The sequence below is a fragment of the Bradyrhizobium genosp. A genome (genome assembly GCF_049949275.1).
GTDB lineage: Bacteria > Pseudomonadota > Alphaproteobacteria > Rhizobiales > Xanthobacteraceae > Bradyrhizobium.
Genome location: NZ_CP188196.1, coordinates 4,687,630 through 4,712,405 on the forward strand (window position 1 = coordinate 4,687,630; position 24,776 = coordinate 4,712,405).

Here is a 24,776-nt window from a genome sequence, read left to right on the forward strand (position 1 = left end):
TCGGTATCACCCGTCTCTGAGGTGAACATCATGAAAGCTGCCGTACTTAAATCCTTCGGATCCCCACTTGCGATCGAGGACGTGCCCGCCCCGGTGCTCGGCACCGGCGAGGTCATCGTCGATGTCGTCGCCACGCGCGTGCTGTCCTACATGAACGAGGTCTTCAGCGGTGAACGCAATTATGCGCTCGACCTGCCGATCATCCCGGGCCCGGGCGGCATCGGCCGGGTGCGCGCGATCGGTCCGGACGCGACCAAGCTCGGCGTTGGCGACTGGGTATTCTGCGACCCGACCGTGCGTTCGCGCGACGATGTCGTGGCGCCCGATATCGCCCTGCAGGGGCTCACGGCCGCCGGCCTCGGCGGCATGCGCCTGCAACAGCATTTTCGTCACGGCTCGTTTGCCGAGCAGATGCGGGTGCCGACGGAGAATGTGAAGCGGCTCGGCGCGATCACTTCGGAAGACGCCTCACAATGGTGCGCGCTGGGGACGGCGCTGGTGCCCTATGGCGGCTTTCTCGCCGCCAACCTGCAAGCAGGCGAGACCGTGCTGGTGAGCGGGGCCACAGGCAATTTCGGCAGCGCGGCCGTCTCCGTCGCGCTGGCGATGGGCGCGGCCTGCGTGGTGACGCCTGGCCGCAACGAAAAGATCCTGGCCGACCTCGTCCGCCGCTTCGGCGCGCGGGTGAAGCCGGTCAGGCTCACCGGCAACGAGGACGACGACCGCGAGGCGATGAAGCGCGCTGCGGGCGGCCCGATCGACTGCGTGTTCGACATCATGCCGCCCTCGGTGAGCCCCGAAGTGGTGCGTGCGGCAATCATGACGGTCCGCGCCTACGGCCGCGTCGTGCTGATGGGCGGCGTCGGCATGGCGGGCGGACCGGGCCTCGAGCTGCCCTACCCCTGGCTCATGCGCAACTGCATCTCCATCCACGGCGTCTGGATGTATCCGCCGGACGCGGCAAGCCGCCTGATCGCGCTGGTGCGCGCAGGGCTGCTGCGGCTCGACGAATATGTGACGACGGATTTCGACCTCGACCACGTCAACGAGGCCGTGGCCCACGCCGCAGCCAACGGCGGACCGTTCAAATTGACCGTGATCAGGCCATAGACGACCTGCGCGCCGCGGCGATGCGCTGCTGCGGCGGGTTTGCCTGATCTGTCAGATGGCTGGAAGACGTCACCCCGATCGTGGACGGCCACGGCCGTCTACTGTGCATGGGGTTGTTTTCGCGGTTTTTATTCGAGCTCGATGACCTGGCCGTTGGACAGCGACACGCGCCGGTCCATTCGGCCGGCGAGCTCCATGTTGTGGGTCGCGATCAGCATCGAGACCTTGGTCGCCTTGACCAGCTGCATCAGGGCCTGGAACACGTGGTCGGCGGTGTGCGGATCGAGGTTGCCGGTCGGCTCGTCCGCGAACAGCACCCGCGGCGCATTGGCGACTGCACGCGCGATCGCGACGCGCTGCTGCTCACCGCCCGACAGCTCCGCCGGCCGATGCGTGATGCGGTCGCCGAGGCCGAGATAGCCCAGGATCTCCTTGGCGCGCTTGACGCTCTCGGACTTCTTCAGGCCGCGGATCATCTGCGGCATCATCACGTTCTCCAGCGCCGAGAATTCCGGCAGCAACCGGTGCGACTGGTAGACGAAGCCGATATCGGTGCGGCGGAGCTGGGTGCGCTCGATGTCGGGCAGTTGCGAAGTCGGCGCGCCATTGACGTAGACCTCGCCGGAATCGGGCGCCTCGAGCAGGCCCGCAATGTGCAGCAACGTCGACTTGCCCGAGCCCGACGGCGCGACCAGCGCCACGGATTGGCCCGCCCACAGCGCGAGCTTGGCGTTGTCGAGGATCGTCAGCGCCACCTCGCCCTGCAGGTATTGCCGTTTTATCTCGTGGAGATAGATGACCGGTACATCTTCCGCCCCCTGCGCCTGCTCCATCAGCCCCTCACTCGTACCGCAGCGCTTCGACGGGATCGAGGCGCGCGGCGCGCCACGACGGGTAGAGCGTCGCCAGGAACGACAGCGTCAGCGCCATGATGACGACCGCTGTGGTCTCGCCGACGTCGATCTCGGCGGGCAGTTTCGACAGGAAGTAGAGTTCTGGCGAGAACAGCTCGGTGCTGGTCAGCCAGGACAGGAATTGCCGGATGGATTCGATGTTGAGGCAGATCACCAGCCCCACGAAGAAACCGACCAGCGTGCCGACCACGCCGATGGAGGCGCCCGTGATCAGGAAGATCCGCATGATCGAGCCTTGCGAGGCGCCCATCGTGCGCAGGATCGCAATATCGCTGCCCTTGTCCTTCACCAACATGATCAGGCCGGAGACGATGTTGAGGGCGGCGACCAGCACGATCATGGTCAGGATCAGGAACATCACGTTGCGCTCGACCTGGAGCGCGTTGAAGAAGGTCGAGTTGCGCTGCCGCCAGTCGACCAGGAATACCGGCCGGCCCGCGGCCTCCGTCACCGATTTGCGGAAGGAATCGATCTTATCGGGATTGGTGGTGAACACCTCGATCGAGGTGACGTCGCTGCTGCGGTTGAAATAGGCCTGCGCTTCGGCAAGTGGCATGAAGACGAAGCCGAGGTCGTATTCGGACATGCCGATCTCGAACACCGCGACGATCTTGTACGGCTTGATCCGCGGCGTCGTGCCCATCGGCGTCACCGCGCCCTTCGGCGCCACCAGCGTCACGCTGTCGCCGGCATGCAGCGACAGCTGGTCGGCGAGCCTGCGGCCGATCGCGACGCCCTGCCCGTCGTCAAAGCCCTCGAGCGAACCCTGCTTGATGTTCTTGGCGATCGAGGTGAGGTTGTTGAGGTCGTCGGAGCGGATGCCGCGCACCAGCACGCCCGAGGCGTTCCAGGGCGAGGACGCCAGCGCCTGGCCGTCGACCACGGGGGCAGCCAGCCGGATGCCCTGGACCTGGCTGATGCGCTCGGCGACGTCCTTCCAGTCGGTCAGCGGCGATTCCAGCGGCTGGACCAGGATGTGGCCGTTCAGCCCCAGGATCTTGTCGAGCAACTCTTTCCGGAAGCCGTTCATCACGGCCATCACGATGATCAGCGTGGCGACGCCGAGCATGATGCCGAGGAAGGAGAACCCGGCGATGACCGAGATGAATCCCTCCTTGCGGCGCGCCCGCAAATAGCGCGCCGACAGCATCCACTCGAAGGGCGCGAAAGGCGCGGTTTGAACGGTCTCAGTCATGGTGTCATCCATCGCTCGATAATCCCATGATTCGGGGTCAATTGTGGCCGGATTGGCGGCCGCATTCGCGCGATGAACAATATTCAGCCGACCAGGCGCGCAACGGCGTCCGCAGGCGACATCGTCTCGCGGGCGCCGTCACTGCGCCGCTTGATTTCGACCTTGCCGTCGGCAAGCCCCTTCGGCCCGATCATGATCTGCCAGGGGATACCGATCAGATCGGCAGCCGCGAATTTGGCGCCGGCGCGCTGGTCGGTGTCGTCATAAAGCACGTCGACGCCCTTGGCCGCGAGCTCGGCATAGAGTTTTTCGCAGGCCGCATCGACCGCGGCATCGCCTTGCTTGAGGTTCAGCACCGCGACCCGGAACGGCGCCACCGCCTCCGGCCATTTGATGCCGGCATCGTCATGGCAGGCCTCGATGATGGCGCCGAGCAGGCGCGAGACGCCGACGCCGTAGGAGCCGCCATGGATCGGCACGTCCACACCGTCCGGGCCCGCCACCATCGCCTTCATCGGCTCGGAGTATTTCGTGCCGAAATAGAAGATCTGGCCAACCTCGATGCCGCGGGTGTTCACCCGCTTATCCGCAGGCACTTCCTGCTCAAACCGCGCGGGATCGTGTACGTCCTCCGTCGCGGCATAGACCGAGGTCCACTGCTTGATGATCGGGCTCAGGTCGCTCTCATAATCGACGTCCTCGCCCGGCACCGGCAGATCCAGCACGTCGCGATTGATGAAAACACCGGATTCGCCAGTCTCCGCGAGCACGATGAACTCGTGGCTGAGATCGCCGCCGATCGGGCCGGTCTCGGCGCGCATCGGGATCGCCTTCAGCCCCATCCGCGCGAAGGTGCGCAAATAGGCGACGAACATCTTGTTGTAGGCGACCCGAGCGGCAGCCTCGTTGAGATCGAAGGAATAGGCATCCTTCATCAGGAACTCGCGGCCGCGCATCACGCCGAAACGCGGACGCTGCTCGTCGCGGAATTTCCATTGGATATGATAGAGATTCAGCGGCAGGTTCTTGTAGGACTTCACGTAAGCGCGAAAAATCTCGGTGATCATTTCCTCGTTGGTCGGCCCGTAGAGCAGCTCGCGCTTGTGGCGGTCGGCGATGCGCAGCATCTCCGGACCGTAGGCGTCGTAGCGGCCACTCTCGCGCCAGAGGTCGGCGAGCTGGAGCGTCGGCATCAGCAGTTCCAGCGCGCCGGAGCGGTCCTGCTCTTCGCGCACGATCTGCTCGATCTTCTTCAGCACGCGGAAGCCGAGCGGCAGCCAGGCATAGATACCGGCCGCCTCCTGCCGGATCATGCCGGCGCGCAGCATCAGCCGATGCGAGACGATCTCCGCCTCTTTCGGGTTTTCCTTCAGGATGGGCAGAAAGAACCGCGACAACCGCATGGTAATACTCTGGGAATCAGCAAGGGGCTGCAGTGAAACCGGATTGGCAGCGAAAACACAAGGCCGGGAATGAGGAAAAGCCGCTAACGCGGCGGAATTCCTGTCATTTTTCCGTTGCCTTCAGGTTCGACTTGAACCGCGCCGGACCTTACGGTGGCGCGACCTCGAGCTCGTCTTCGAGCGTTATCTTCTCGAAATCGGTCACCAGCGCGTCGATCCGCACATGCCAGCGGCCAGCGAAGGGCAGCTCGACCTTGCGCACGTGCCAATAGCCGTCAGGCCCGAGCTCGGCGTCGCGCTCCATGGGCTCGATGCCGCGCTCGGGCAGGCTGAGCGTCAGCGTCGTCTCCTTCGCCTTCAGAGGCGTCGCATCGCCGGTCATGAGCTGAAGCACGAAATCGTCCATGCCGGCCTTGCCGGGCGACACCAGCACCTGGAACATCGCCTTGTCGGTGTGGATGTGGACTGCCAGCGGCGTCTCCGGGACGATGGTCCGTGGCGGCGGCGTGAAGCGCCAGCCGGCGACGACGGCGAAGATGCCGAGCGCGGCCCCGCATTCGAGCAAGATCGAACGCCTGAGCGCAGACGCAGCCGCATGATCTTTTGCCAGCGCCGGCGTTAGTCGGGTGCGATTGAGCGCAGCGAGCGCCAGCAGGAGCAGGACCAGCGCTAGCTTGATAGACAGGATGATGCCATAGCTGGTCTCGACCAGCGCGGATGGCTTTTCGAGCTGAATGATCGCAAGCGTCAGTCCGGTCAGTGCCAGCGCGGCGACCACCGGCATGGCGATGCGCGAGAAGCGGTTCAGAAGCGGCAGCACCGCCAGCGTCGGCTTCGACAGCAGCGCGACGAGCGGCGCCAGCGCCCCAATCCAAAAGGCAACGGCGAGGCCATGGAGGAAAACCGCCGGCCGCGTCAGCACCTCAGGCGAGGCCGTTGCGGCGTGCCCGGTCATCGCAAGCGAGAGCCCAACGCCGGCGAACGCGACCACCGCAAGAGCGCGCGCATACCAAGCGCGGCCCAGCGCCATCAGCGCGAGCAACATCGCAGCGATGGCGACGAGTAAGGCGGGGCCGGCGCTGGTCGCGAATGCGATGGTCCAGGGAGCCACCGTCACGAGCGCTGCCGGCGGCAGACCGAGGAGGTCGAGACCCAAAATGCCCAGCGAGACAACGGCGCTTGGGAGACCGACCAGCAGCGCTGCGCGCGGCACGCTCATGCCCGCCATCGACCACGCGATCCAGCGGCCAAAGAACACGCCACCGACACCGACAAACAGCCCGAGATAGAGACCGATCCGCGACAGCCAGATCAGCGCGTCCAACCGGCCGTCCGCATTGGCCGGAAGCTGCGTGGCCGTCGGCGCGCCGACCGAAAAGATCACCGATCCCGTGACGGGATGGCCGTCCTGCGAGATCACCCGGTAGCTCACGACCGCCGTGCCCTGCGGCAGGTCCGGCGGCATCGCAACGGAAATGCTCTCGCCGGATGTCGCGACGCGCGCATCGTCGCGCGCCCTGCCCGCGCCGTCGATCAACTGGATCGCGCCCGGGGTCACCGCCTCGCTGAAGCGCAATTCCACCGCCTTTGGCGCGCTCGCAAGGATACTGCCGCTCGCCGGCTCGACCGAGATCAACGCCGCATGCGCTGAGGCATCGGTCGACGTGCCGGCGACGACGAGCAGCGTCACGAGCGCGGCGAGAAGACGCATTACGGCTTGGGCAGCAGCTTCACGCCGGGCGCCGGCGACTTATCCTCATGCGAATGCGCTGCCCCCTCCACTGGAACTTCGATCCAGCGGCTGACACCCTTCTCGCATTCCTGCACCACCGGGAAATACAGCGTGGTGTTGGGCCTCAGGCTGTCGGTGAGGAAGCTGCTGACGACGAACTCGTCGTAATTGTGGTCCGGCAACTTGCCGCCGGACCAGACCACTTCCTTCACCCCCGAAGTCAGCTTGTTGCCGTGATAGTCGTATGCGCTGGCATATTGCCCTTCGACGACATCGACGGTCCAGCCGGCCTTCGGCATCGGTTTCACCGCGATGACGCCTTCGGGGATCTGAACGCGCATCTTGACCGTCGGCGAGCCGGAACAGCTGTGCGGCACGGCGAAGACGGCCTTGTAGGACGCACCGACCGTGGCCTGCTTTGTTTCCAGCGTGATGTGCGCGCGCGCGGGTGTCGCCACAAGCGCAACGAGGACGATCGCATAGGTTGCCTTCGACATTTTGGGCCTCACATGTTCAGAGCTTCATTACCGCACCCGCAGCCCTTGCCGCGGCTTCAGCTTCGGCAATGACGTCCTGCCGCCGCCTGAGCACATCGGCCACCAGAACAGGCCCAGCGTGCTCGGGCGATCCGGAATCGAAAGGCGGTTTCGGGTCATATTCCAGCAGGAGCTGGATTCGCCTCGCGGTCTCCTCACCCGAGAGTTTCGCGGCAATGGTCAACGCAAAGTCGATCCCGGCCGTCACCCCGCCGGCGGTCACTCGATTACGATCCTCGACCACGCGGTCGGTTCGCACGACGGCGCCCATATGCGCGAGCAGATCACGCACGTACCAGTGCGAAGTGGCCTGATATCCTCTCAGGAGACCAGCGGCGCCAAGCAACAGTGAACCCGTGCAAACGCTCGTCACGAAGCGCGCCGCCTCGCCTTGCGCCCTGATGAAATCGACCGTCTGTCGATCCTGCACCGCCGCGACCGTTCCCTTCAATCCGCCGGGCACGAACAACACGTCGAAAGCCTTCGGCGCCGTCTCGAACGTCATCGTCGGCGCGACCGGCAGGCGAACGTCGGTCATCACCGCCTGCTCCGTCTTCGCGACCAGTTGAACATCCGCCCGCATCATGTTGAACGCCGTCAGCGGGCCAGCCAGATCGAGCAGGATCATGTCGGAGTAGATCACCAGTCCCACTTTCGGGCGGCCAGACGGCGCCGGCTGCGCAAGGGCAGCCGGCGCCAGGAGGTTGAGCAGGGACGCCGCCGCCAAAGTCGCGTTGAACTCTCTTCGATCCATGGCTCTTCCTCCCGGCGATCTCAGCGTATGAGGATGGGCGACGTCACGTCGACCTCGTCCGCTTCCGACAGGCGGATGTTCAGTCCCATGCTCCAGCGGCCACCTGACGGCACCGACAACGTCGCGCGCCACTCGTCGCCGGTCGGTTCGGCCACGGCCTCGATCGGCGTGCTGCCCGCTTGCGGGCTCGTCAGCCTGACCGAAACGCCCATCGCCGCCAGCGGCCGTTCGTCCGTCGTTTCTAACTGGACCGTGATCACCACGGGTCCGGTGCGCCCGGGCGTGATGGTCACATTGGCCATCGCCTTTTCGGTGTGCAGATGGGTGAAGAAACTGTCGTCGTCGGTCGCCGCAGCGGTCGGAGCCGCCGCCACGGACATCGCAGCGGCCGCCGCGACCACGCTGGACACAACGCCCTTGACGGCAAGTCCATTGATGAATCGACGCAAGGTCATGGGAATGAAGATCATCCTCATCACATTTTCATTCCCGAATGATCCGGCATTTTCTTCATCTGCATGTGGTCGGCGTCACCGGGCGCCTGCGCGCCGACGCCCTGGACGTCGAGCGACACCGCGACCTTGCCGGCCTTCTCGAACTCCAAGATGACCGGCACCTTGTCGCCCTGCCTGAGCGGCGCCTTAAGCTGCTCGAGCATGAAGTGGTAGCCGCCCGGCGCGAACGTCACGGTCTTGCCGGGCTCGACGGTCACGCCCTTGTCGAGTGGACGCATCTTCATCACGCCGTTGTCCATGGCCATCTCGTGGATCTCGACCTTGCCGGCGATGTCGGCCGAACCGCCAATTAGCCGATCCGCCGCCGTCCCCTTGTTCTCGATCGTGAGATAGCCGCCGGCGACCTTTGCGCCGCCCGGCGTCGCCCGGCTCCAGGCCTGCGAGATGACGAGATCGCCCGCCTTGACGTCGTCGGCGCGGACGGGCGCGGTGAGGAGGCAGGTGGAAAGCGCCGTGAGTGCGAGGATGCGTGAGAGTTTGCTCATGTGTTTTGACCTTTTTTCACGGGACAAGATGGACGGCGGGATGCAGCATGCCGAGCATCCCGACAATGGCAAGAATGGCAAGGCCGAGGGCGAGCTCGATGGCACTGTTGCACGTGAGCCAGCGTTGCGCGCGACGGCCAGGCTGGGCAAGCTGCGGCGTCAACGCCAGCCGATTGATGAGGGCTAGCGTCAACATGGTTCCGAACAGGGCAAGCTTGAACAGCAACAGCTCTCCATACTCGGTCACGATCAGCGCGCGAAACGAGCCGACGAGGATGGCGCTGTTGATCAAGCCCGTGAGCACGAGCGTCGCCACGCTGACAAGGCCTAGCATCGAGAACCGCCCGACTACCTCGTAGGCAGGCGATGGCGAGTTGCTGCGGCTTGCAGCGACCAGCAAGAGGATCAGCGGCACCAGGCCGCCGATCCATGCTGCGACAGCAATCAGATGCAGCGCATCCGCCACGAGATGCAGATAGCCCACCACGCCAGCCGTCGAGCCGGCGTGCCCGGTCCAGGCAAGACTTGCGGCGAATGCGAGCGATAACGCCAGCGCAAGCCATTGCGCAACCGTCGCGCGATCGAAGGCGAGGCTGGCCGCCAGACAAATGGCAATGCCTGCGCGAACCGTTGTCACTTCGCCGAACTGGGTCTCGTTGATCACCTTCGACAACACATCCGCGGTCAACGCTTCGTCGAGCGGTAGCCCGCTCATCGAAGCGACCTGAAGCAACAACCAGATCGCGCCGGAGATCACGGCGATCGCAAGGCCGAGCCACGAGACCCATTGCGTCCGGTTCCGGAACACGGACGCCGTGCTCGGTTCCGCCTGCAAGACCGGCGCAGCGACCACGGTCCGAAATACGATGCTTCCGACCGCAATCGCCGTCGCCGCGAAATTCACGGCGCGCGTTGCAACCATCGGCATTCCGGCTGCGGACCAATCCATCGGCGACGATGCCCTTATGGACCGACCTGGAAGGTAAAATTCCCGTCGGTGGTGTGCGTGTCCACGGACAGCACGTGCCAGTTCACACGGTAGGTGCCGGCACCGCCAGACTTCAGCGGAACCGACATTTGACTGCCGCTGACACGCGCCTTGCCGGTGTCAACACGCGCTCCGGACGGGCCGGTGACGGTCACCGAACTGAAGGCTGCCTCCAGCTTCTGCGTGAAGTAGAGCGTTAAGTCACGCGGAGGGGTCGCGACCTTGTTGCCGACGCGCGGCTCGGCACGATCGAGAAAGGCGTGTGCCTGCGCCTCGCCCATCACGAGGCAGAGCAGCAGCGGGATGATTCTGAACGTGGTTGAGATTCGCATGATCAGTTCCTCGGGAAAGGGCTTGCCGGTTGAACGGCATTGCCGAAGATCGGCTTGCCGATCCCATGCGGGTCGATGTCGTCGAGATAAAGATGCAGCTGACCGATCACGCCGACGTTGGATCCGCTCTGCCGGTTGATCGGGATCAGCGCTTCGACGGCAAACTGGAATTTGTTGCCGACCCAGATCACGCCGGGATTGATCGTTCCTGTCGTCATCGTCCCCGACGTCAGCGTGTTCGCCACTGGCGTCTGGAGACTTGCCTCCACCAGCGGGATCAGGTGATTGATTAATTCGGGCAAGCCGAGATCGATCACGGCGGACTTCAGATATGGCATGCTGTACTGAATGGTCCCTCCCCAGTGCAGCACGCGCGGATGGAATTCGGTGTCGGCGGTCAGGTCGCCCGAATCCGGATCGATCGCGAATGTCGTTGTCGAATTCCGGCCCGGGATGGCGTAGCCGACCTGCCCGGTGATCGCCACCGGCCGCAGCCACGACAACGTGTCCGGCAGGTCGCCGAGGCCTTTGCCGAAGTAGATCGTCGGGGTGTAGGTATTGAAGCGATCGGCTCCGACATTCGCGGCGCCCGTGCCGCCCCATTCGATGCTGAGACCAACCGACATCACGAACTCATGCACGGGGTCCCTGAAGACGCGATACTTGAACGTGGTGTCCAGATTCTGAAATCCGTTGGCTCCGGCAGTAGTCGGATCGATCGGACCAAGGAAGGTGTAGGTCGCGCCGAACGAAATCGCGAAATCCTCCGTGATGCGCTTGGAGAACTCGGCGGATATATCACGCTGCCGCACCGGCGGAACGTCGCCGGTCTTGAAGCTATCGACGGTTGGCAGGGACAATTCGTCGTTCACGCCCGGATCGTCGATGCCGAGCGTTGCCGGAAAGAAGCGATTGCCGACGATTTCGTGGGCAACGCTTCCTGAAAGGGGAATAAGCGCGATGGCGAGCCCGCATAGGCCCGCGCGCGAGTGACAGATCGACATGAAAGCTCTCCGCAATTGATGTGCAAGTTCAGCGACCGGTCGGTCGCGACGCTCACGTCAATTGCGGTGGCGCACGCGCTTGGGCGTTGGATCGGCCGCGCGAAGTGACAAAGGCGGCTTCCGCATCGTGCCAGACCACGCGCTCGGCGTGGCGGTAGGGACCGGAGAACGTCGGCTGCGGTGCATCGAAGGACGCGCTGGCCTGCGCCAGGCAACAGATCGCGCAGGCGCCGGCATGCGCGCCCGGCGCACCGGTCTGGTCACCAAGACCCGGCGTCGACGCATCAGTGTTGTGGCAGATGAGCGCGCCCTGAAGCGGATCGGCCGCCGCAAGACCCGCCGCCCAGCAAGCGGCGATCGGCGCCAGCACCTGCATCGCCAGCGCGAGCAGGACAATGGGCAGGAATTTTTGTAGCCGCGCGCGCATCCACCGAACCATTCGTTCGCCTACGAACTAAACACCCGGGTGCTGGTCAAGTCGAGATCGCATCTCGGTTCTGCTTGGTCTGGAACAAATTTGTTGGAGAGTGTGTCGCCGACACCGCGGAGCAAGCCGATCGGGCATTTTCAAGCCGCCTATTAGCCTACCACAATTTGAAATATTATAGATATATCAATCGATTAGATGGATGATATCGCGATCATTTCGTCAACTGCTCTAATTTTGAACAATCGTTGCCGAAAATGATGACAAGTGAGAAAAGTTGATCTAGCATCCCTCTTGCTCAGGCTAGCCGCGAGGTCAAAGTCTGGTGGTCCAAGTCTCGGGAGGAGCCCCTGGCGCGCAAAACGCAGCGTCGCCCCGCCAATCAAGATCAAATCTTAGAATCGGGGATAATAGGGTCGACACAATTTTTGAGCGGGGCTAGGGCCCCGCTCTTTTTTTTGCCTGCGCGGCTGATCTGCCGATGAGTACTTCTCCCAATCCGATCGAGCGGAGCTCTGAGCGCGCGGCCTTCTGACGCCGCTGGTTGAGTGGCATCAACTCTTGTGACAGACTTTCCACATCGGTCGCGCAATCAATGACGCGACGACGATAAAATATATGGGAGCGAGCGATGTCCGAGACGAAAGATTTCTCGACGACGAGGCGCGATCTTCTTCAGGCGGCAGCAACCGCCGGCGCCGCGACTGCCATCCTCGGCAGCATGGGCATAAATCCAGCACTTGCAGCCGAAGTCGGACGATCCGAGAAGCCGCTGAGGGCGGCATTCTCCAATGCCGGCCTTCAGGCGACCTGGTGCGCACAGGGCAAGCAGGCCGCGGAATTCTGGGGCAAGCTGTTCAACGTCGAGGTCACCTGGTTCGATGGCCAGCTCGACGCCGTGAAGCAGCGCGCGGCGATCGACAACATGGCCTCGCAGAAATGGGACTTTGTTGCGATCCAGGCCTTCGGCATCGGCACCCTCACCCAGCCCGTGCAGAAGATGATCGACGCCGGCACGCCTGTGATCGACATGGACACGCTGATTGCGCCGCTCGATCAGATCAACGTCCATTCCTTCCTCGCCCCCGACAACGAGTTCATGGGCGCCTCGGTGACGCAGGCGCTGTGCAACGCGATGGGCGGCAAGGGCAAGATCATCATGACCCAAGGCGCGCTTGGCCACACCGGCGCGCAAGGCCGGGCCAAGGGCTTCAACAACGTCGTCAAGCAATTCCCTGGGATCGAAGTGCTCGACACCCAGCCGGCCGACTGGGACGTCTCCAAGACCGCACGCCTCTGGGAGACTTATCTGACCAAGTACCCGCAGATCGACGCGGCGTTCTTCCACAATGACGACATGGCGCTCGCGGCCGCCAACATCATGAAGGCCCACAACCGCACCAACATCCTGATCGGTGGCGTGGACGCGATGCCGCCGGCGATCCAGGCGGTGAGCGAGGGCCGGATGTTTGCGACCGTCCGCAATCCGTCCTGCCGCATCCATGGCGGCGCGATCATCGCGGGCGTCGCGGCAGTCGCCGGTGGCGAGAAGAGCGGCCAGGGCATCCCGAAGAACGTCGTCACCGACGGCCCGGTCGTGACCAAGGCGAACGCCGCCGGCATGCAGTGGATGCAGGATCACTTCCTGATCTGAACTTCGATGCCTGAGGGTCGTTCGCCCATCCTGGAACTCCAGGGCATCACGAAGAGCTTCGGCGGCGTCGAAGCGCTTCGTGGTGTCGACTTCGCGCTTCTTCCCGGCGAGATCCACGGTCTCGTCGGCGAGAACGGCGCGGGAAAAAGCACGCTGATGAAGATCATCGCCGGCGTGCACACCGAGTTCTCCGGCCGCTTCCTGATCGATGGCCAGGAGACCCATTTCCGCTCGGCGCGCGATGCGCACGCGGCCGGCATCGCCATGGTGCATCAGGAGCTCTCTGTCGCGCCTGATCTGACGGTCGCGGAGAACGTCTTCCTGGGCAACCAGCCGACCAACCGCCTTGGCCTCGTGCAATGGCGGCGCATGGCGCGGGAGGCCGGCGAGCAGCTTTCTCGATTCGGCATCGATGTCGATCCGATGTCGCGGCTCGGCGACTTGCCGATCGGGCTGCAGCAGCTGATCGAGATCGCCCGCGTGCTATTCTCGGGCGCCCGCATCGTCATCCTGGACGAGCCGACCTCCGCCCTCTCCCCGCCGGAAGTCGAACGGCTGTTCGCGACGCTGCGGCGGTTACGCGAAGAAGGCACCGCCATCGTCTTCATCTCGCATTTCATCGAGGATATTCTTCGCGTGTCCGACACCGTCACCGTCTTCCGCAACGGGCGGAAGGTCGCCGAGACCGCGAGCGCCGCAACCACCAAGGGCGCGCTGATCGAGGCCATGATCGGTCGCGGTGGCGAAGCGCTCGAGCACAGCTACACCGACGATCTCATGCTGCCGCGGCCGAGCGACAGTTCGGTCGTGCTGAAAGTCGACCAGCTGTCGCTGGCGCGCAGCCTCAACGACGTCTCCTTCGAGGCGCGCGCCGGCGAAGTGCTCGGCATCTACGGCTTCATGGGCTGCGGCCAGCAGGAGCTGTCGCGCATCCTCTTTGGCAAGCTGAAGCCGGACGCCGGCACGCTGATCGTCGACGGCACGCCAAAGACCTTCGCCAGCACGGCGGCGGCCCGGCGCGCCGGCGTGGCGCTGGTGCCGGAGAGCAGGCGCGCCATGCTGTTTCACCAGGAGCCGGTCTACAAGAACATCTCGATCAGCATCCTGGATCGCATCTCGTCGCTGCTGCTGAAGCCGGCGCAGGAGCGCGACATCGCCAAGCGTCAGGTCGAGCAGTTGCAGATCAGGCCGCCGGTGGTCGGCCTCGATCTCGGCATGCTCTCGGGCGGCAATCAGCAGAAGGTTGCACTCGCAAAGTGGCTGACCTATCCGCCCAAGCTCCTCGTGCTGTGCGAGCCGACCCGCGGCATGGATGTCGGCGCCAAGAACGACGTCATCAACATCGTCCGCGACCTCCGCGCCGCGGGGCTCGCCATCATCGTGCTGTCGACCGAGCCGGAAACGGTGCTGTCGCTGGCCGACCGCATCCTCGTGCTCAAGCGCGGCGCCGTGGTGCGGGAATTCAAGAACGAGCCGGTCAGCAAGGACCGCCTGCTGGAAGCGGCGTGACGGAGAAGCACAATGGCGAGCAGTGAAACGGCACCAGCGGCGGGCCAGCGCGCACGGGGCCTTGCGCCCTTCCTGCGCTCGCAGATGCGCAACATCGCGCCGTTCCTGACGCTGATCCTCCTGTCCGCGTTCTTCGCCTTTGCGAGCCCCTCCTTCGCGACGATCGACAATCTCGGCAATATCCTGACGCAGGTGTCGGTGACGGGCATCATCGCCGTCGGCCTCACCTTCGTGATCCTTTGCGCCGAGATCGATCTCTCGATCGCCAGCATCGCCAACGTCACCGGCATCGCGGTCGCCTACTTCACGCTGCAGGAGTCCTACGTCAACATCCCCAACATCCCCTTGCCCGGCGCGATCGCCATCATCCTGTCGATCCTGCTCTGCGCGGCTCTCGGCCTCGTCAACGCGCTGGGGCTGACCGTGATCGGCATCCCCTCTTTCATCATGACGTTGGCGATGATGCAGATCGCGGCAGGCATCTCGGCGCTCTTGGTGCGCGGCCAGATCGCCTACAAGGTGCCGAGCCTGATCAGCACGCTCGGCTCCGGCTCGATCGGCGGCATCCCCTGGATCGTCATCGTCGCAGCCATCATGCTGCTCGGCGGCCATCTGGTGCTGACCTACACGCGCTTCGGCCGCTATGTGTACATGGTCGGAGGCAACCGCGAGGCGGCCGAATATTCCGGCCTCAACGTCAAACTCATCCTCGGCGCGGTCATGGTGATCTCGGCGGTGTGCTCCGGCATCGGCGGCATGCTCGGCGTCGCCCATTTCGGAAGCGCGCAGCAGAACGAGTTCGACACGTACCTGCTCGACTCCATCGCCGCCGTCGTGGTCGGCGGCACCAGCCTGTTCGGCGGCCGCGGCGGCATCGGCAACACCATCGTCGGCCTGTTCGTGCTCGGCGTCCTCAACAACGGCCTCGACCACGTCAACATCGACAGCTTTTTGAAGATCCTGATCCGCGGCGTGATCCTGCTGGCGGCGCTGATCATCAACGTCTACGCGCAGCGGCTGAGAGAAAAAGCGGCGGATTAATCAGCCCGCGAACAAAACCGCGAAAACAACCCCATGCACAGTACAAATCATTGGGGAATTTGGTGCGGGGTGGTTTGAGCCGTGCGGAGTGGTTTGAGCCGGCGGTTCAGCCGCGTTTGACGTCGGGCAAAACAGGAGCACGATGTCATCATGGTGCGATTGTCGCGGGTCAGGGAGCGAATGCGCCTCCGGTCATGCGCAGCCTCATGTTTCGAGAGACCGCCGGGGACTCGGCTCGACCGGTTCTCTCGCTGTGCTCCGCTTACCACGCATAGCGCACGGCGCCTTTGCCGGCGTAGGAGCGGGTCACATTGGAGAACTCGCCTTCGAACGTGGCGACTGCGGTCCAGCCACTCAACATTTTTACTTCGGCCGACGCAGTCGTGAGCGCCGAATTGGAGGCTTGTGCTGCACCATTGGCGACGAAGCTCGCCCCCGGCAAGGCCTGGAAGGTCGCGGCAACTGAACGATTCGGATCGAAGTCATGCGCCCACGCGAACCGGCCGCGCAGGGTCAGGACCGCGTTCGGCAAAGCGAAACTCTTGTCTGTGCGGAGACCGATCTCGCTGCGGCTGTCAGTGACGGTCTTGGAACCATAGGCCAGCGCAAAGGTCCCCGCCCCCGATACGACGCTTTCCGCGTAACCAGGCAGTGCGAAGGTCGTCACTTGCGCCGCGGCGTAGGGGGTGATGCCAATGCCGCCCGACCATGGCCCCACGAAACGGTAGCCGCCCTCGATCCGGCCGGAGAAGGCATTGGCATTGAATTCGGCGCGCAACCGATCGGTCCCGGCGATTGTCACAGTACGGTCGCTGGTAATGTCCTGCCAACCATACGCAAGGGCGGCGGAGATATAGGCCGGCCCATTGAAGTGACGGACGTAGGCGCCGGCCTGGAACAGATCCGAGCGTCCCGAGCCAAGGTTGCTGACGCTGAAATTCGTTCCGCCGCCGGCCAATGCAAAGCCGGCGAGCGTCGTCGGCGAGAACAGATAGTCGGCGCCGACGGCGGTGCCAAAGATGCGGCTGGTCGCACCGTTCGAGCCGACGGCAGAGTTGCCGTCGGTGGATTGCGAACCGCCAAATCCTGCGGCCCACACGCTCCAGCGTGGTTGATAGACACTGCGCAGCGGCGCCTTGGTGAACATCGCATAAGCTTCGCGTTCCGCAGCGAGCCGCCGCCGCTCTCTCGCAGCATAGCCGAGTGCATCCTCATCATCCGCAGCAGCAAAGGACTGGTGACCGGGAACCGGCGATGGCGCGCCTTCCCGCTGCATGAAGGGATCGGTGAGAATCCCGGCAAACATGCCCATCGCATCAAACGTGGCTTGCTGCGATCCGGTGGCATGTTCGCCCGAGGCCTGGGTCAGTGCGGCCGCCGAGAGAGCACCATAGACGATGGGGATCGAGCCGTTGCTGTTGAAATACCCCGTCAGGGCGTTGCCGACCGCCTGCTGGTTGCCGCTGAGGCCGCCTAGCAGGCCGAATCCGAATGACAGCGCCAGATCGAGATAAGCGGTATTGGCGTCGTAGCTGAGCGATGTCTTGAAACCGCTCGGCAGGTTCGTATTGACGGGGCCTGAGAACGTTCCGCTGACGCCGCCGCCGGCCATCAGGATCGTATACTTTTTGGAAACGTAGGTGCCATTGGCGAAGATCGCATCCACGGTGTTGCCAGCAAGCGTTGCCGTGCCCGTGACGTTGGCAAACGACGCCGTCGTAGGGTTGAGCTGTATCATGTACAGCGCCCCCGATTGGAACGCCAGATTGCCGACAATCGTCATCGAACTGGCCGGCGTGCCGTTGCCTGGAGCCAAGATACCGCCGCTGGCGATGCTGACCAGGAGCGGATCGACCGTGCCGGCGCCCGTCAACGCGCCGCCGGCATTGACCGTGACCGACGACGTTCCCGTGATCGAGCCTTCGACGTCCAGCACGCCGCCATTCACATTGGTCGCCCCGGAATAACCGTTGATGCCGAACAGCGAGGTGACGCCGCCGAGCGTGGTCAGGCTTGCCGAGCCGCCGATACCGTTGAGACCACCTCCGATCGAGCTGATCGGCGCGTTCAGGTTTCCGTTCTTGATCAAGCCGCCGGCGAGATTCACGGCTGCCTGCGTCTGTGTCGTCCCGGCGAGGTCGAGTGTGCCGCCGGTCGAGACCGTCGTCGCGCCGGTTGTGGCGCCCAGCGTTCCGGCACCGGAGACAGTCAGCGTGCCGCCGGTCACGAAAGTCCCGCCCCCATAGGTGTTGGCGGCGGAGAGTGTCGTCGTTCCTGGCCCGGCCTGCTGGACGAGGCCCGTTCCCGAAATCAGGCCGGAGAACGTGACGGCGTCGGACCTGTTGAAGGAGAAGCCCGAATTGTTGACGACGTCGCCGGTGATCGATCCGCTCGTTCCGCCATTGCCGAGCTGGAGGATGCCGCTGCTGATGGTCGTGCCGCCGGTATAGGTGTTGTTTGCGGTCAGGATCAGCGTGCCGCCACCTTGCTGGACGAGCTGCCCCGGACCGCTGATCGTGCCGGCGACCGTCAGATTGTTCGAACGGTTGAAGGCAAGCACCTTGTTGGTGCTGGCGTCGCATAGCGGATCGCCTGCATTGGAGCAGAAGGCCACGTTCCCCTGAACGCTGCCGGTCGTGCCGCCGTTGCCGATCAGCATGGTGCCGCCATTGATCGTCGATCCGCCGGTGTAGGTTGCATCTCCCGTGATCGCCAGGATTCCCGTGCCGTATTTGATCAACGGGCGGCTGCCGGACAGAACCGAAATATCCGGCATCGAATCGTTGTTTGCGAGACCGAACTGGAGCACCGATGCGCTCGCATAGTTGCTGGTGGCGTCATACAGCAGCCAGGCGCCGCGGCCGGCGGTCGCGATCGCAACGGTGTCGGACTTGGCATCATATTGCAGGCCCGTGATCAGCGCGTTTGGCAGACCCGCGCCGAATCTTCGCCAACCGGAGAGATTGCCGCTTGAATCGCTGTCGGCGGTGACGAGCGGATTGCCGGCATTGTCGGCATTGTTCAGGCCGCCGACCAGCAGCGAAGCGACACCGTTGCTGTCGATGAATCCGAGCGCGGTCGGCCTGATAAAGTTGGCCGGAAGATTGACGGTCAAAGTCTGAAAGCTTGCGCCCTGGTTGGTGCTGCCGAAGAGGTTGGCACTGTCGGCAACGAAAAAGCGCGAATCCGATCGCGTATCGAACTTGACCGAAGTAGGAGCGAGACCCGCATAGGCTGACAACTGGACCAGCGAGCCTGCGCCCGCCGTGGTGCTCAGCCAGACCTTGCCGTTCGGGGCGTTGAACGGTCCCGAGCCCACGAGCAGCGCATTGACGTTGTTCCGGGTGCCATAGTCGAGGGCATTGGCCGTCTGACCCGTTGCGCCAACCTGGGTCGGCGTGAGCGTGATGATTGATTGTGTTACGGCCTGAGCGCCGGACAACGTATCCTGGGTCACATAGACGTTGCTGCTGGCCAGCGCCATGCGGCTCGGATCAATGTTGTTCAAGACCAGCGGCGCGCTGAAGTTGCCGAACGAGAGGCCTCCGAAACTGATGCTCGCCGAGTGCGTGATGTTGCCATTGCTGTCGACGATCGTACGTTTTGCACAGCCCAGGTTCTGACATGTCGTATAGAGCGCACTGCTGGTGCCCAGCGTCACGTCGTTGACCCAGGCATTGATGCCATCGCCGCTGCCGATCTGGTTGAAGGTCTTGCCGCCCGGGGCCGACTGATACGAGCTGCCATTGTCCTGGGCAGAGACGACCATCCGCTTGCTGTTGCCGTCGAATGCGGCCGAATACAGTTCCATCGTCGAGAAATTGTTGAGCGGGATGAAGCTGCCGGTGCTCGTCAAGGGGCTGGTGCGCGCGGAGAGACCGCCGTCCGTTGCGACCAACAGCCGGCCCGAGGCATCGAAGACCAGCGCGCGGCTGTCAGGGTGGCTGGTGGACCCGTTGGACGTGTTGAGCGGCGTGCCATTATCGTCGCTCATGGCGCTCGAAGTATTGTTGCTGGCGTTGACGCGGGCGATTGCCAGCGCATTGATGCCGCCGTTGTTGCTGTAGTTGTTGTCGCCCGAGACGTAGATGATGTTCGTGCTGGTCGGATCAATCGCCAGTGCGATGTTGACCGGCGCCTGCCCGCCCGGGTTGACGTTAGGGGCCGTCAGTGTGGTCCAGGAAGTGCCACTGTTGCTGGAGTAATAGAGCCCTGCCAGCGCGCCACTGCCGAGATTGACGAGGCCGACCGCAACCGTTCCTCCGGCTCCGGCGGTCAGCTTGATCGTGGTCTGGCCTGCGCCGCTGATCAGGCCGCCGCTGTTCGCAGAGTTGAACACGGCCGACCAGGTCGCGCCCCCGTCTGTGCTGCGGTAGACCGCGGTCTGGGCGTAGGTCGCATTGCTGCTGGCAGTGACCGCAGCATAGAAGGTGTTCGGATTGTTGGGATCGCCGACCAGGGAGGTCACGGGTCCAGATGGCAATCCATTGCCGGGTCCAACGGCCGTGAATGTCGCGCCGCCGTTGGTGCTGCGGTAAAGACCGCCGGAGAAAAAGGACGCTCCCGCCGCCATGGTGCGCGGCTCGGCGGTGGCGGCCAGGATCGTCGACCCGCGCGCAGCAACGTCGACGACGCTCTGTCCGCTGAACGTCGATGCCCCGAGCCGCGTGAACGTTGCGCCGCCATTGGTGCTGTACAGCAGCCCGGCTTGCACGCCGCCGAAGTTCTCCGGCGTCGAGAACACCGATATCGAGGCAAATCCGCCGTTGGAGACATTGCCGTTGCCGGCAATCAGCGTCTGGTGAGAGGCGTCCGTCGGGTCGAGCGAGAGACTGCCGATGGACAGCGACAGATTCTGGTCGGTCAGTGCCGTCCAGCTGGTACCGCCATTGGTTGTCTTCCAGATTCCGCCCCCGACCGAGCCGATGTACATGACGTTGCTGTCAGACGGGTCCGCCGCGATGGCTTGGACAGCGCCGGCATAGGCTTGGTTCGCCGGGCTGCCGCTGCTTCCGGTGAGGGAAGGACCCGGCCCCTCGCTGTTGAAGGTTGAGCCGATCTGGACTTCAGCGACTGCCAATCGCGATTGCGCCATCCAGAAACCGATCAGCGCGATCGGCATGATGGCGGAAAAATATCTCACAGAACGAATTGACACCACCCCGCCCCCTCAAGCGCGTGCGGACGTATGCACAAAAAATAAACAGAACCGGGCCAGCAGGCCGAAACGTCGGAAGGCTAGAACGAGCATTGCAATGATGTCGATTCATTTCCAGGTTGTCCCAGTTGTTTCCATGCGATTGGAGGCGCGATGTTGCCGATCCGCAACTTCGGGGTGTTGGCTCTCACGTCACAAATTTGTTGCGATAGGGATGACGCCGGAGGCCTCAAGTGACCCCGACGCTTCATGCGCCGCGCTTCCATCCTGGAGAAATCAGCCCTCGCCCAAAGCCAATGCCGTCGGACCGGCAATCTCCTCACTTCGCCAGCACCTCACCGAATGTCCGTCGGGACGCGTTTCAAGCGACGGACCTGGCTCGCGACGGCACACGTCCTCGGCATAACGGCAACGTGGACTGAACGCACATCCGTTCGGCGGGTTGAGCGGGTTGGGAAGGTCGCCGCCGGTCGTCGCCAGCGGGGCATGGCGCAGCGGATCGGGAATGGCGGCGATCAGGGCTTGCGTATAGGGGTGCGCGGGCCGCTCGAAGATTTCGCGCCAGTCGCCATTCTCCACGATGCGGCCGAGATACATGACGGCGACCCGGTCGCTCATGTGCTCGACCACGCCGAGGTCGTGGCTGATCATGATGTAGGAAAGACCGAGCGTGTCCTTCAATTCCAGCAGCAGATTGATGATCTGGGCACGGATCGAGACGTCGAGCGCCGAGACGGGCTCGTCGCAGATGACGATCTTGGGATTGAGGATCAGCGCACGCGCGATGCCGATACGCTGGCGCTGGCCGCCGGAGAATTCATGCGGATAGCGGTCGGCCTGCTCGGGCCGCAGGCCCACATGCCGCAGCATGGTCGCGACGCGGTCCTCGATCTCGCTCTTTGCGGTCACGCCATGCACACGCAGGGGATCTTCCAGGGTGCGGCGAACGGTCTGGCGCGGATTGAGCGAGGCGTAGGGATCCTGAAAGACGATCTGGACAATGCGGGCGAGCGATTTGCGATCGCCGGACGGCCTGCCCGTCACGACCTGCCTGTCCAGCACGATGCGGCCGCGCGTCGGCGTCAGGAGGCCAAGGATCGACAAGGCCACCGTCGACTTGCCCGAGCCGGACTCGCCGACCAGGCCGAGGCACTCGCCGCGCTTCAGCTTGAGATCGACCCCGTCGACGGCTCGCAACAGCCGCCGGTTACGGCCCAGCAGGCCGCCGCCCAGCGGAAAATGAACCGCGAGATCCTCGACGCTGAGAATGAGATCGTTATCCATCCTCCCCTGCGGCTCATGCATGGTGATGACACCTCACCAGACCGCCGGCCTCCAGAACATCCGCCGTCGGTACGACGGTCCTGCAAATGTCGGTCGCATTCGCGCAGCGCGGATTGAACCGGCAGCCATCCGGAAAACTCGTGATCGCCGGCACGACGCCCGCGATCTCCTTCAGCCTGCTCCGGCCGAGCGCAGCACGGCTGCCCAGTCGCGGCAGCGAGGCGACCAGGCCTTGCGTATAGGGATGCGAGGGTGCGCGAAAAATATCGGCGGAGCCGCGCTCCTCGACGATGCGGCCGGCATACATGACGGCGACGCGGCGGCAGACATTGGCGACCAGGCCGAGATCGTGGCTGATCATCAGGATCGCCGTGCCCCGCTCGGCGCATAGATTGCGCATCAGCTCGATGATTTCCGCCTGCACGGTCACGTCGAGCGCGGTGGTCGGCTCGTCGGCGATCAGGAGGTCCGGACCGCAGGCCAGCGCAATGGCGATCATCACGCGCTGACGCATGCCGCCGGAAAGCTGGTGCGGGTAATCGTTCACGCGCCGCTCCGGCGCGGGGACGCGAACACTCGCCAGTGCCTCGACCGCCAGCTGGTTGGCCTCCCGCCAGCTCTTGCCCTTGTGCAGCACGAACATCTCGGCGATCTGCCGTCCGACGGGCGAGACCGGGTTCAGCGCCGTCATCGGCTCCTGGAAGATCATGGCGATGCGGTTGCCGCGCAGGTCCCGCTGGGCGGCGGCGGACAGGTGCTGGATCTCCCGCCCGTCGAACCGGATGACACCGCCGCCGATCGACAGCGGCTGCCGCAGCAGGCCGATCAGCGCCAGCGCGGTGATGCTCTTGCCGCAGCCGGATTCGCCGACCAGACCGAACGTCTCGCCGCGATCGATGCGGAATGAAATGCTCTCGGCCGCCGCAACGCGCCGCGATCCATCGTCGAGATCGATGCGCAAATCCTCGACTTCGATCAGCGGCGCGCCGGTCATGTCCGCCGGCTCCGCGATTGAGGATCGAGAATGTCGCGCAGGCCGTCGCCGAGCAGATTGAGGCCGAGCACGGTCAGGAAGATGGCGAGGCCTGGAAATACCGAGAGCCACGGCGCCGTCGTGATCTGGTCACGGGCGTCCGACAACATGCTGCCCCAGCTCGGAAACGGCGGACGGACGCCGAGGCCGAGGAACGACAGTGCGGCCTCGGAGAGGACGGCGCTGCCCATGCCGAGCGTGCCGATGACGACGATCGGCCCCAACATGTTCGGCAGCAGCTGCGTGATCATGATGCGCAGATCGCCGTAGCCGAGCACGGTCGCGGCTTGCACATAGCCCTGGCTCCTGAGCGACAGCGCCGAGGCGCGCGCGATCCGGCAGGTGAAGGACCAGTTGGTCAGCCCCAGCGCGATCAGCAGGCTGGTCAGGCCCGGTCCAAGCACGGCCATGATGGCGAGCGCAAAGATCAGCGAGGGGATCGCGAGCATGACATTGGTCAGGGCGTTGACGACATCGTCCCACCAGCCGCCCCAATAGCCGGCGCTCAGGCCCAGCGCCACGCCGATGACGCTGTTGATGAGCTGCGAGACGATGCCGACAGTCAGCGAGACACGCGCGCCGTAGACGACCCGGGAATAGATGTCGCGGCCCTGGTCGTCGGTGCCGAACCACCAGGTCCAGCCCGGAGGCTCCTCCGCGTTCAGCAGATTGGCGTCCAGGACAGGATCGGTATGCGCCAGCCAGGGCGCGAGCACACCGACCAGGATCGCGAGCGCGAACAAGGCGCCGCCGATGATGAGATTGGCGCGAAGCTTCATGCGTATCTGATCCTCGGATCGATCACGCCGTAGAGCACGTCGATCAGCAGATTGATCGCGAGAAAAGCCAGCACCACCACGAGAATGGAGCCCTGGACGGCCGGGATGTCGCGCTGCAGGACGCTGTCCACCAGCAGCGAGCCGATGCCCGGCCAGGAAAACAGCTTTTCGACGACGACCGCCTGCCCCATCAGCCCGCCGAATTGCAGACCGACGGTGGTGAGAATGATGACGAGCGCGTTGCGCATCACATGCCATTTCACCACCCGGGTCTCGCTCATACCCTTGGAGCGTGCGGTGCGGACGAAATCAGCGGTCATGATCTCGAGGACCGCAGCGCGCGTCGTGCGGGCAAAGAGCGCCATCGGCGAGACGCCGAGCGTCACGGCCGGCAGCAGCAGATATTTCAGCCCGCCGTCGCCATAGCCGAAACTCGGCAGCCAGCCGAGCTTCAACGCAAACAGATACATCAGCACCAGTCCGAGCCAGAATTTGGCAATGGAAAGGCCCGACACCGCCACGACCATCGCTGCGCTGTCGACCAGACCTCCCGGGCGCAATGCGGCGATGAAGCCGAGCGGCACGCCGAGCAGAACCGCAAACGCCATGGCGGTGAAGATCAGCTGCAGCGTCGGCCAGGCCCGTTTGGCGATCATGGCCGTAACAGGCTCGCGCGTCCGGAACGACGTGCCGAAATCACCGGTGGCGAGCTTGGCGATATAGGCGCCGAAACGCACATAGACGGGATCGTCGAGACCGAGCTGCTTCTTCATGCGCAGCTCGACCTGGGGATCGGCATCGTCGCTCATGCTCGAGACGATACTGCCGGGAACGACGCTGAACAGCACGAAGACCAGGAGCACGACGGCGAGCACGGTCGGAACGGTTTGCAGGAGACGACGGATCAGGAACGAGAGCATCGG

21 protein-coding genes are annotated in these 24,776 nt (G+C 64.1%); 4 read left to right on the forward strand and 17 right to left on the reverse strand.

Translation table 11 applies throughout. The annotated features are described in order from the left end of the window. Positions 1-30: 30 nt before the first annotated feature. Positions 31-1,110 carry a zinc-binding dehydrogenase gene (locus ACP2YP_RS21755; protein ID WP_426418404.1) on the forward strand — a complete coding sequence of 360 codons (1,080 nt, stop codon included), beginning with the start codon at positions 31-33 and terminating at the stop codon, positions 1,108-1,110. 128 nt (positions 1,111-1,238) lie between these two features. On the opposite strand, the gene ACP2YP_RS21760 is transcribed toward ACP2YP_RS21755, so the two are convergent. From ACP2YP_RS21760 to ACP2YP_RS21815, 12 genes are all read right to left on the reverse strand, one after another. Continuing rightward, entirely contained in the window at positions 1,239-1,943 is a 705-nt protein-coding gene (locus ACP2YP_RS21760; RefSeq protein ID WP_426418405.1) for an ABC transporter ATP-binding protein, read from the reverse strand. A 7-nt stretch (positions 1,944-1,950) separates the two neighbouring features. Then, entirely contained in the window at positions 1,951-3,231 is a 1,281-nt protein-coding gene (locus ACP2YP_RS21765) for a lipoprotein-releasing ABC transporter permease subunit (RefSeq protein WP_426418406.1), read from the reverse strand. Between the two features lie 71 nt (positions 3,232-3,302). Further along, positions 3,303-4,622, reverse strand: a complete 1,320-nt coding sequence (gene proS, locus ACP2YP_RS21770) for a proline--tRNA ligase (protein ID WP_426418407.1) — start codon at positions 4,620-4,622, stop codon at positions 3,303-3,305. Between the two features lie 148 nt (positions 4,623-4,770). After that, the gene (locus tag ACP2YP_RS21775) at positions 4,771-6,333 is read right to left on the reverse strand and encodes a copper resistance CopC/CopD family protein (RefSeq protein WP_426418408.1); all 1,563 of its coding nucleotides are present in this window, start codon (positions 6,331-6,333) and stop codon (positions 4,771-4,773) included. After that, entirely contained in the window at positions 6,333-6,851 is a 519-nt protein-coding gene (locus tag ACP2YP_RS21780) for a YcnI family protein (protein WP_426418409.1), read from the reverse strand. Before ACP2YP_RS21780 ends, ACP2YP_RS21775 begins: the two co-directional genes overlap by 1 nt. A gap of 16 nt (positions 6,852-6,867) precedes the next feature. Further along, the gene (locus tag ACP2YP_RS21785; protein WP_426418410.1) at positions 6,868-7,644 is read right to left on the reverse strand and encodes a DJ-1/PfpI family protein; all 777 of its coding nucleotides are present in this window, start codon (positions 7,642-7,644) and stop codon (positions 6,868-6,870) included. A 20-nt stretch (positions 7,645-7,664) separates the two neighbouring features. Then, positions 7,665-8,099 (reverse strand): hypothetical protein, encoded by a 435-nt coding sequence (locus ACP2YP_RS21790; RefSeq protein ID WP_426418411.1) that lies wholly within the window; start codon positions 8,097-8,099, stop codon positions 7,665-7,667. A gap of 20 nt (positions 8,100-8,119) precedes the next feature. Next, positions 8,120-8,644, reverse strand: a complete 525-nt coding sequence (locus ACP2YP_RS21795; RefSeq protein WP_426418412.1) for a copper chaperone PCu(A)C — start codon at positions 8,642-8,644, stop codon at positions 8,120-8,122. 16 nt (positions 8,645-8,660) lie between these two features. Further along, the gene (gene copD, locus ACP2YP_RS21800) at positions 8,661-9,566 is read right to left on the reverse strand and encodes a copper homeostasis membrane protein CopD (protein WP_426418413.1); all 906 of its coding nucleotides are present in this window, start codon (positions 9,564-9,566) and stop codon (positions 8,661-8,663) included. 41 nt (positions 9,567-9,607) lie between these two features. Further along, entirely contained in the window at positions 9,608-9,964 is a 357-nt protein-coding gene (locus ACP2YP_RS21805) for a copper resistance CopC family protein (RefSeq protein WP_426418414.1), read from the reverse strand. Positions 9,965-9,966: 2 nt separating this feature from the next. Further along, complete coding sequence (locus ACP2YP_RS21810) at positions 9,967-10,968, reverse strand: hypothetical protein (protein WP_426418415.1); 1,002 nt, start codon at positions 10,966-10,968, stop codon at positions 9,967-9,969. A gap of 52 nt (positions 10,969-11,020) precedes the next feature. Beyond that, positions 11,021-11,407 (reverse strand): DUF2946 domain-containing protein, encoded by a 387-nt coding sequence (locus tag ACP2YP_RS21815; protein WP_426418416.1) that lies wholly within the window; start codon positions 11,405-11,407, stop codon positions 11,021-11,023. A gap of 619 nt (positions 11,408-12,026) precedes the next feature. Between ACP2YP_RS21815 and ACP2YP_RS21820 the strand changes: the two genes are divergently transcribed. From ACP2YP_RS21820 to ACP2YP_RS21830, 3 genes are read left to right on the forward strand one after another with little or no spacing between them, the layout of a single operon-like run. Further along, on the forward strand, positions 12,027-13,049 hold the full coding sequence (locus tag ACP2YP_RS21820; protein WP_426418417.1) for a sugar ABC transporter substrate-binding protein: 1,023 nt from the start codon (positions 12,027-12,029) through the stop codon (positions 13,047-13,049). A gap of 6 nt (positions 13,050-13,055) precedes the next feature. Beyond that, positions 13,056-14,558 carry a sugar ABC transporter ATP-binding protein gene (locus ACP2YP_RS21825; RefSeq protein ID WP_426418418.1) on the forward strand — a complete coding sequence of 501 codons (1,503 nt, stop codon included), beginning with the start codon at positions 13,056-13,058 and terminating at the stop codon, positions 14,556-14,558. 12 nt (positions 14,559-14,570) lie between these two features. Continuing rightward, entirely contained in the window at positions 14,571-15,599 is a 1,029-nt protein-coding gene (locus ACP2YP_RS21830; RefSeq protein WP_426418419.1) for an ABC transporter permease, read from the forward strand. A 262-nt stretch (positions 15,600-15,861) separates the two neighbouring features. Here the strand turns inward: ACP2YP_RS21830 and ACP2YP_RS21835 are convergent, their stop codons facing one another. From ACP2YP_RS21835 to ACP2YP_RS21855, 5 genes are all read right to left on the reverse strand, one after another. Continuing rightward, on the reverse strand, positions 15,862-20,757 hold the full coding sequence (locus tag ACP2YP_RS21835; protein WP_426418420.1) for an autotransporter domain-containing protein: 4,896 nt from the start codon (positions 20,755-20,757) through the stop codon (positions 15,862-15,864). Between the two features lie 276 nt (positions 20,758-21,033). Continuing rightward, positions 21,034-22,062, reverse strand: a complete 1,029-nt coding sequence (locus ACP2YP_RS21840) for an ABC transporter ATP-binding protein (protein ID WP_426418421.1) — start codon at positions 22,060-22,062, stop codon at positions 21,034-21,036. Then, a complete protein-coding gene (locus ACP2YP_RS21845; protein WP_426418422.1) occupies positions 22,055-23,035 on the reverse strand; it encodes an ABC transporter ATP-binding protein in 981 nt (326 codons plus the stop codon). Before ACP2YP_RS21845 ends, ACP2YP_RS21840 begins: the two co-directional genes overlap by 8 nt. After that, positions 23,032-23,853 (reverse strand): ABC transporter permease, encoded by an 822-nt coding sequence (locus ACP2YP_RS21850; protein WP_148753646.1) that lies wholly within the window; start codon positions 23,851-23,853, stop codon positions 23,032-23,034. The genes ACP2YP_RS21845 and ACP2YP_RS21850 overlap by 4 nt, the downstream gene beginning before the upstream one ends. Next, positions 23,850-24,773: an ABC transporter permease gene (locus ACP2YP_RS21855; RefSeq protein ID WP_426426224.1), complete on the reverse strand. Its 924-nt coding sequence runs from the start codon at positions 24,771-24,773 to the stop codon at positions 23,850-23,852. Before ACP2YP_RS21855 ends, ACP2YP_RS21850 begins: the two co-directional genes overlap by 4 nt. Positions 24,774-24,776 lie beyond the last annotated feature (3 nt).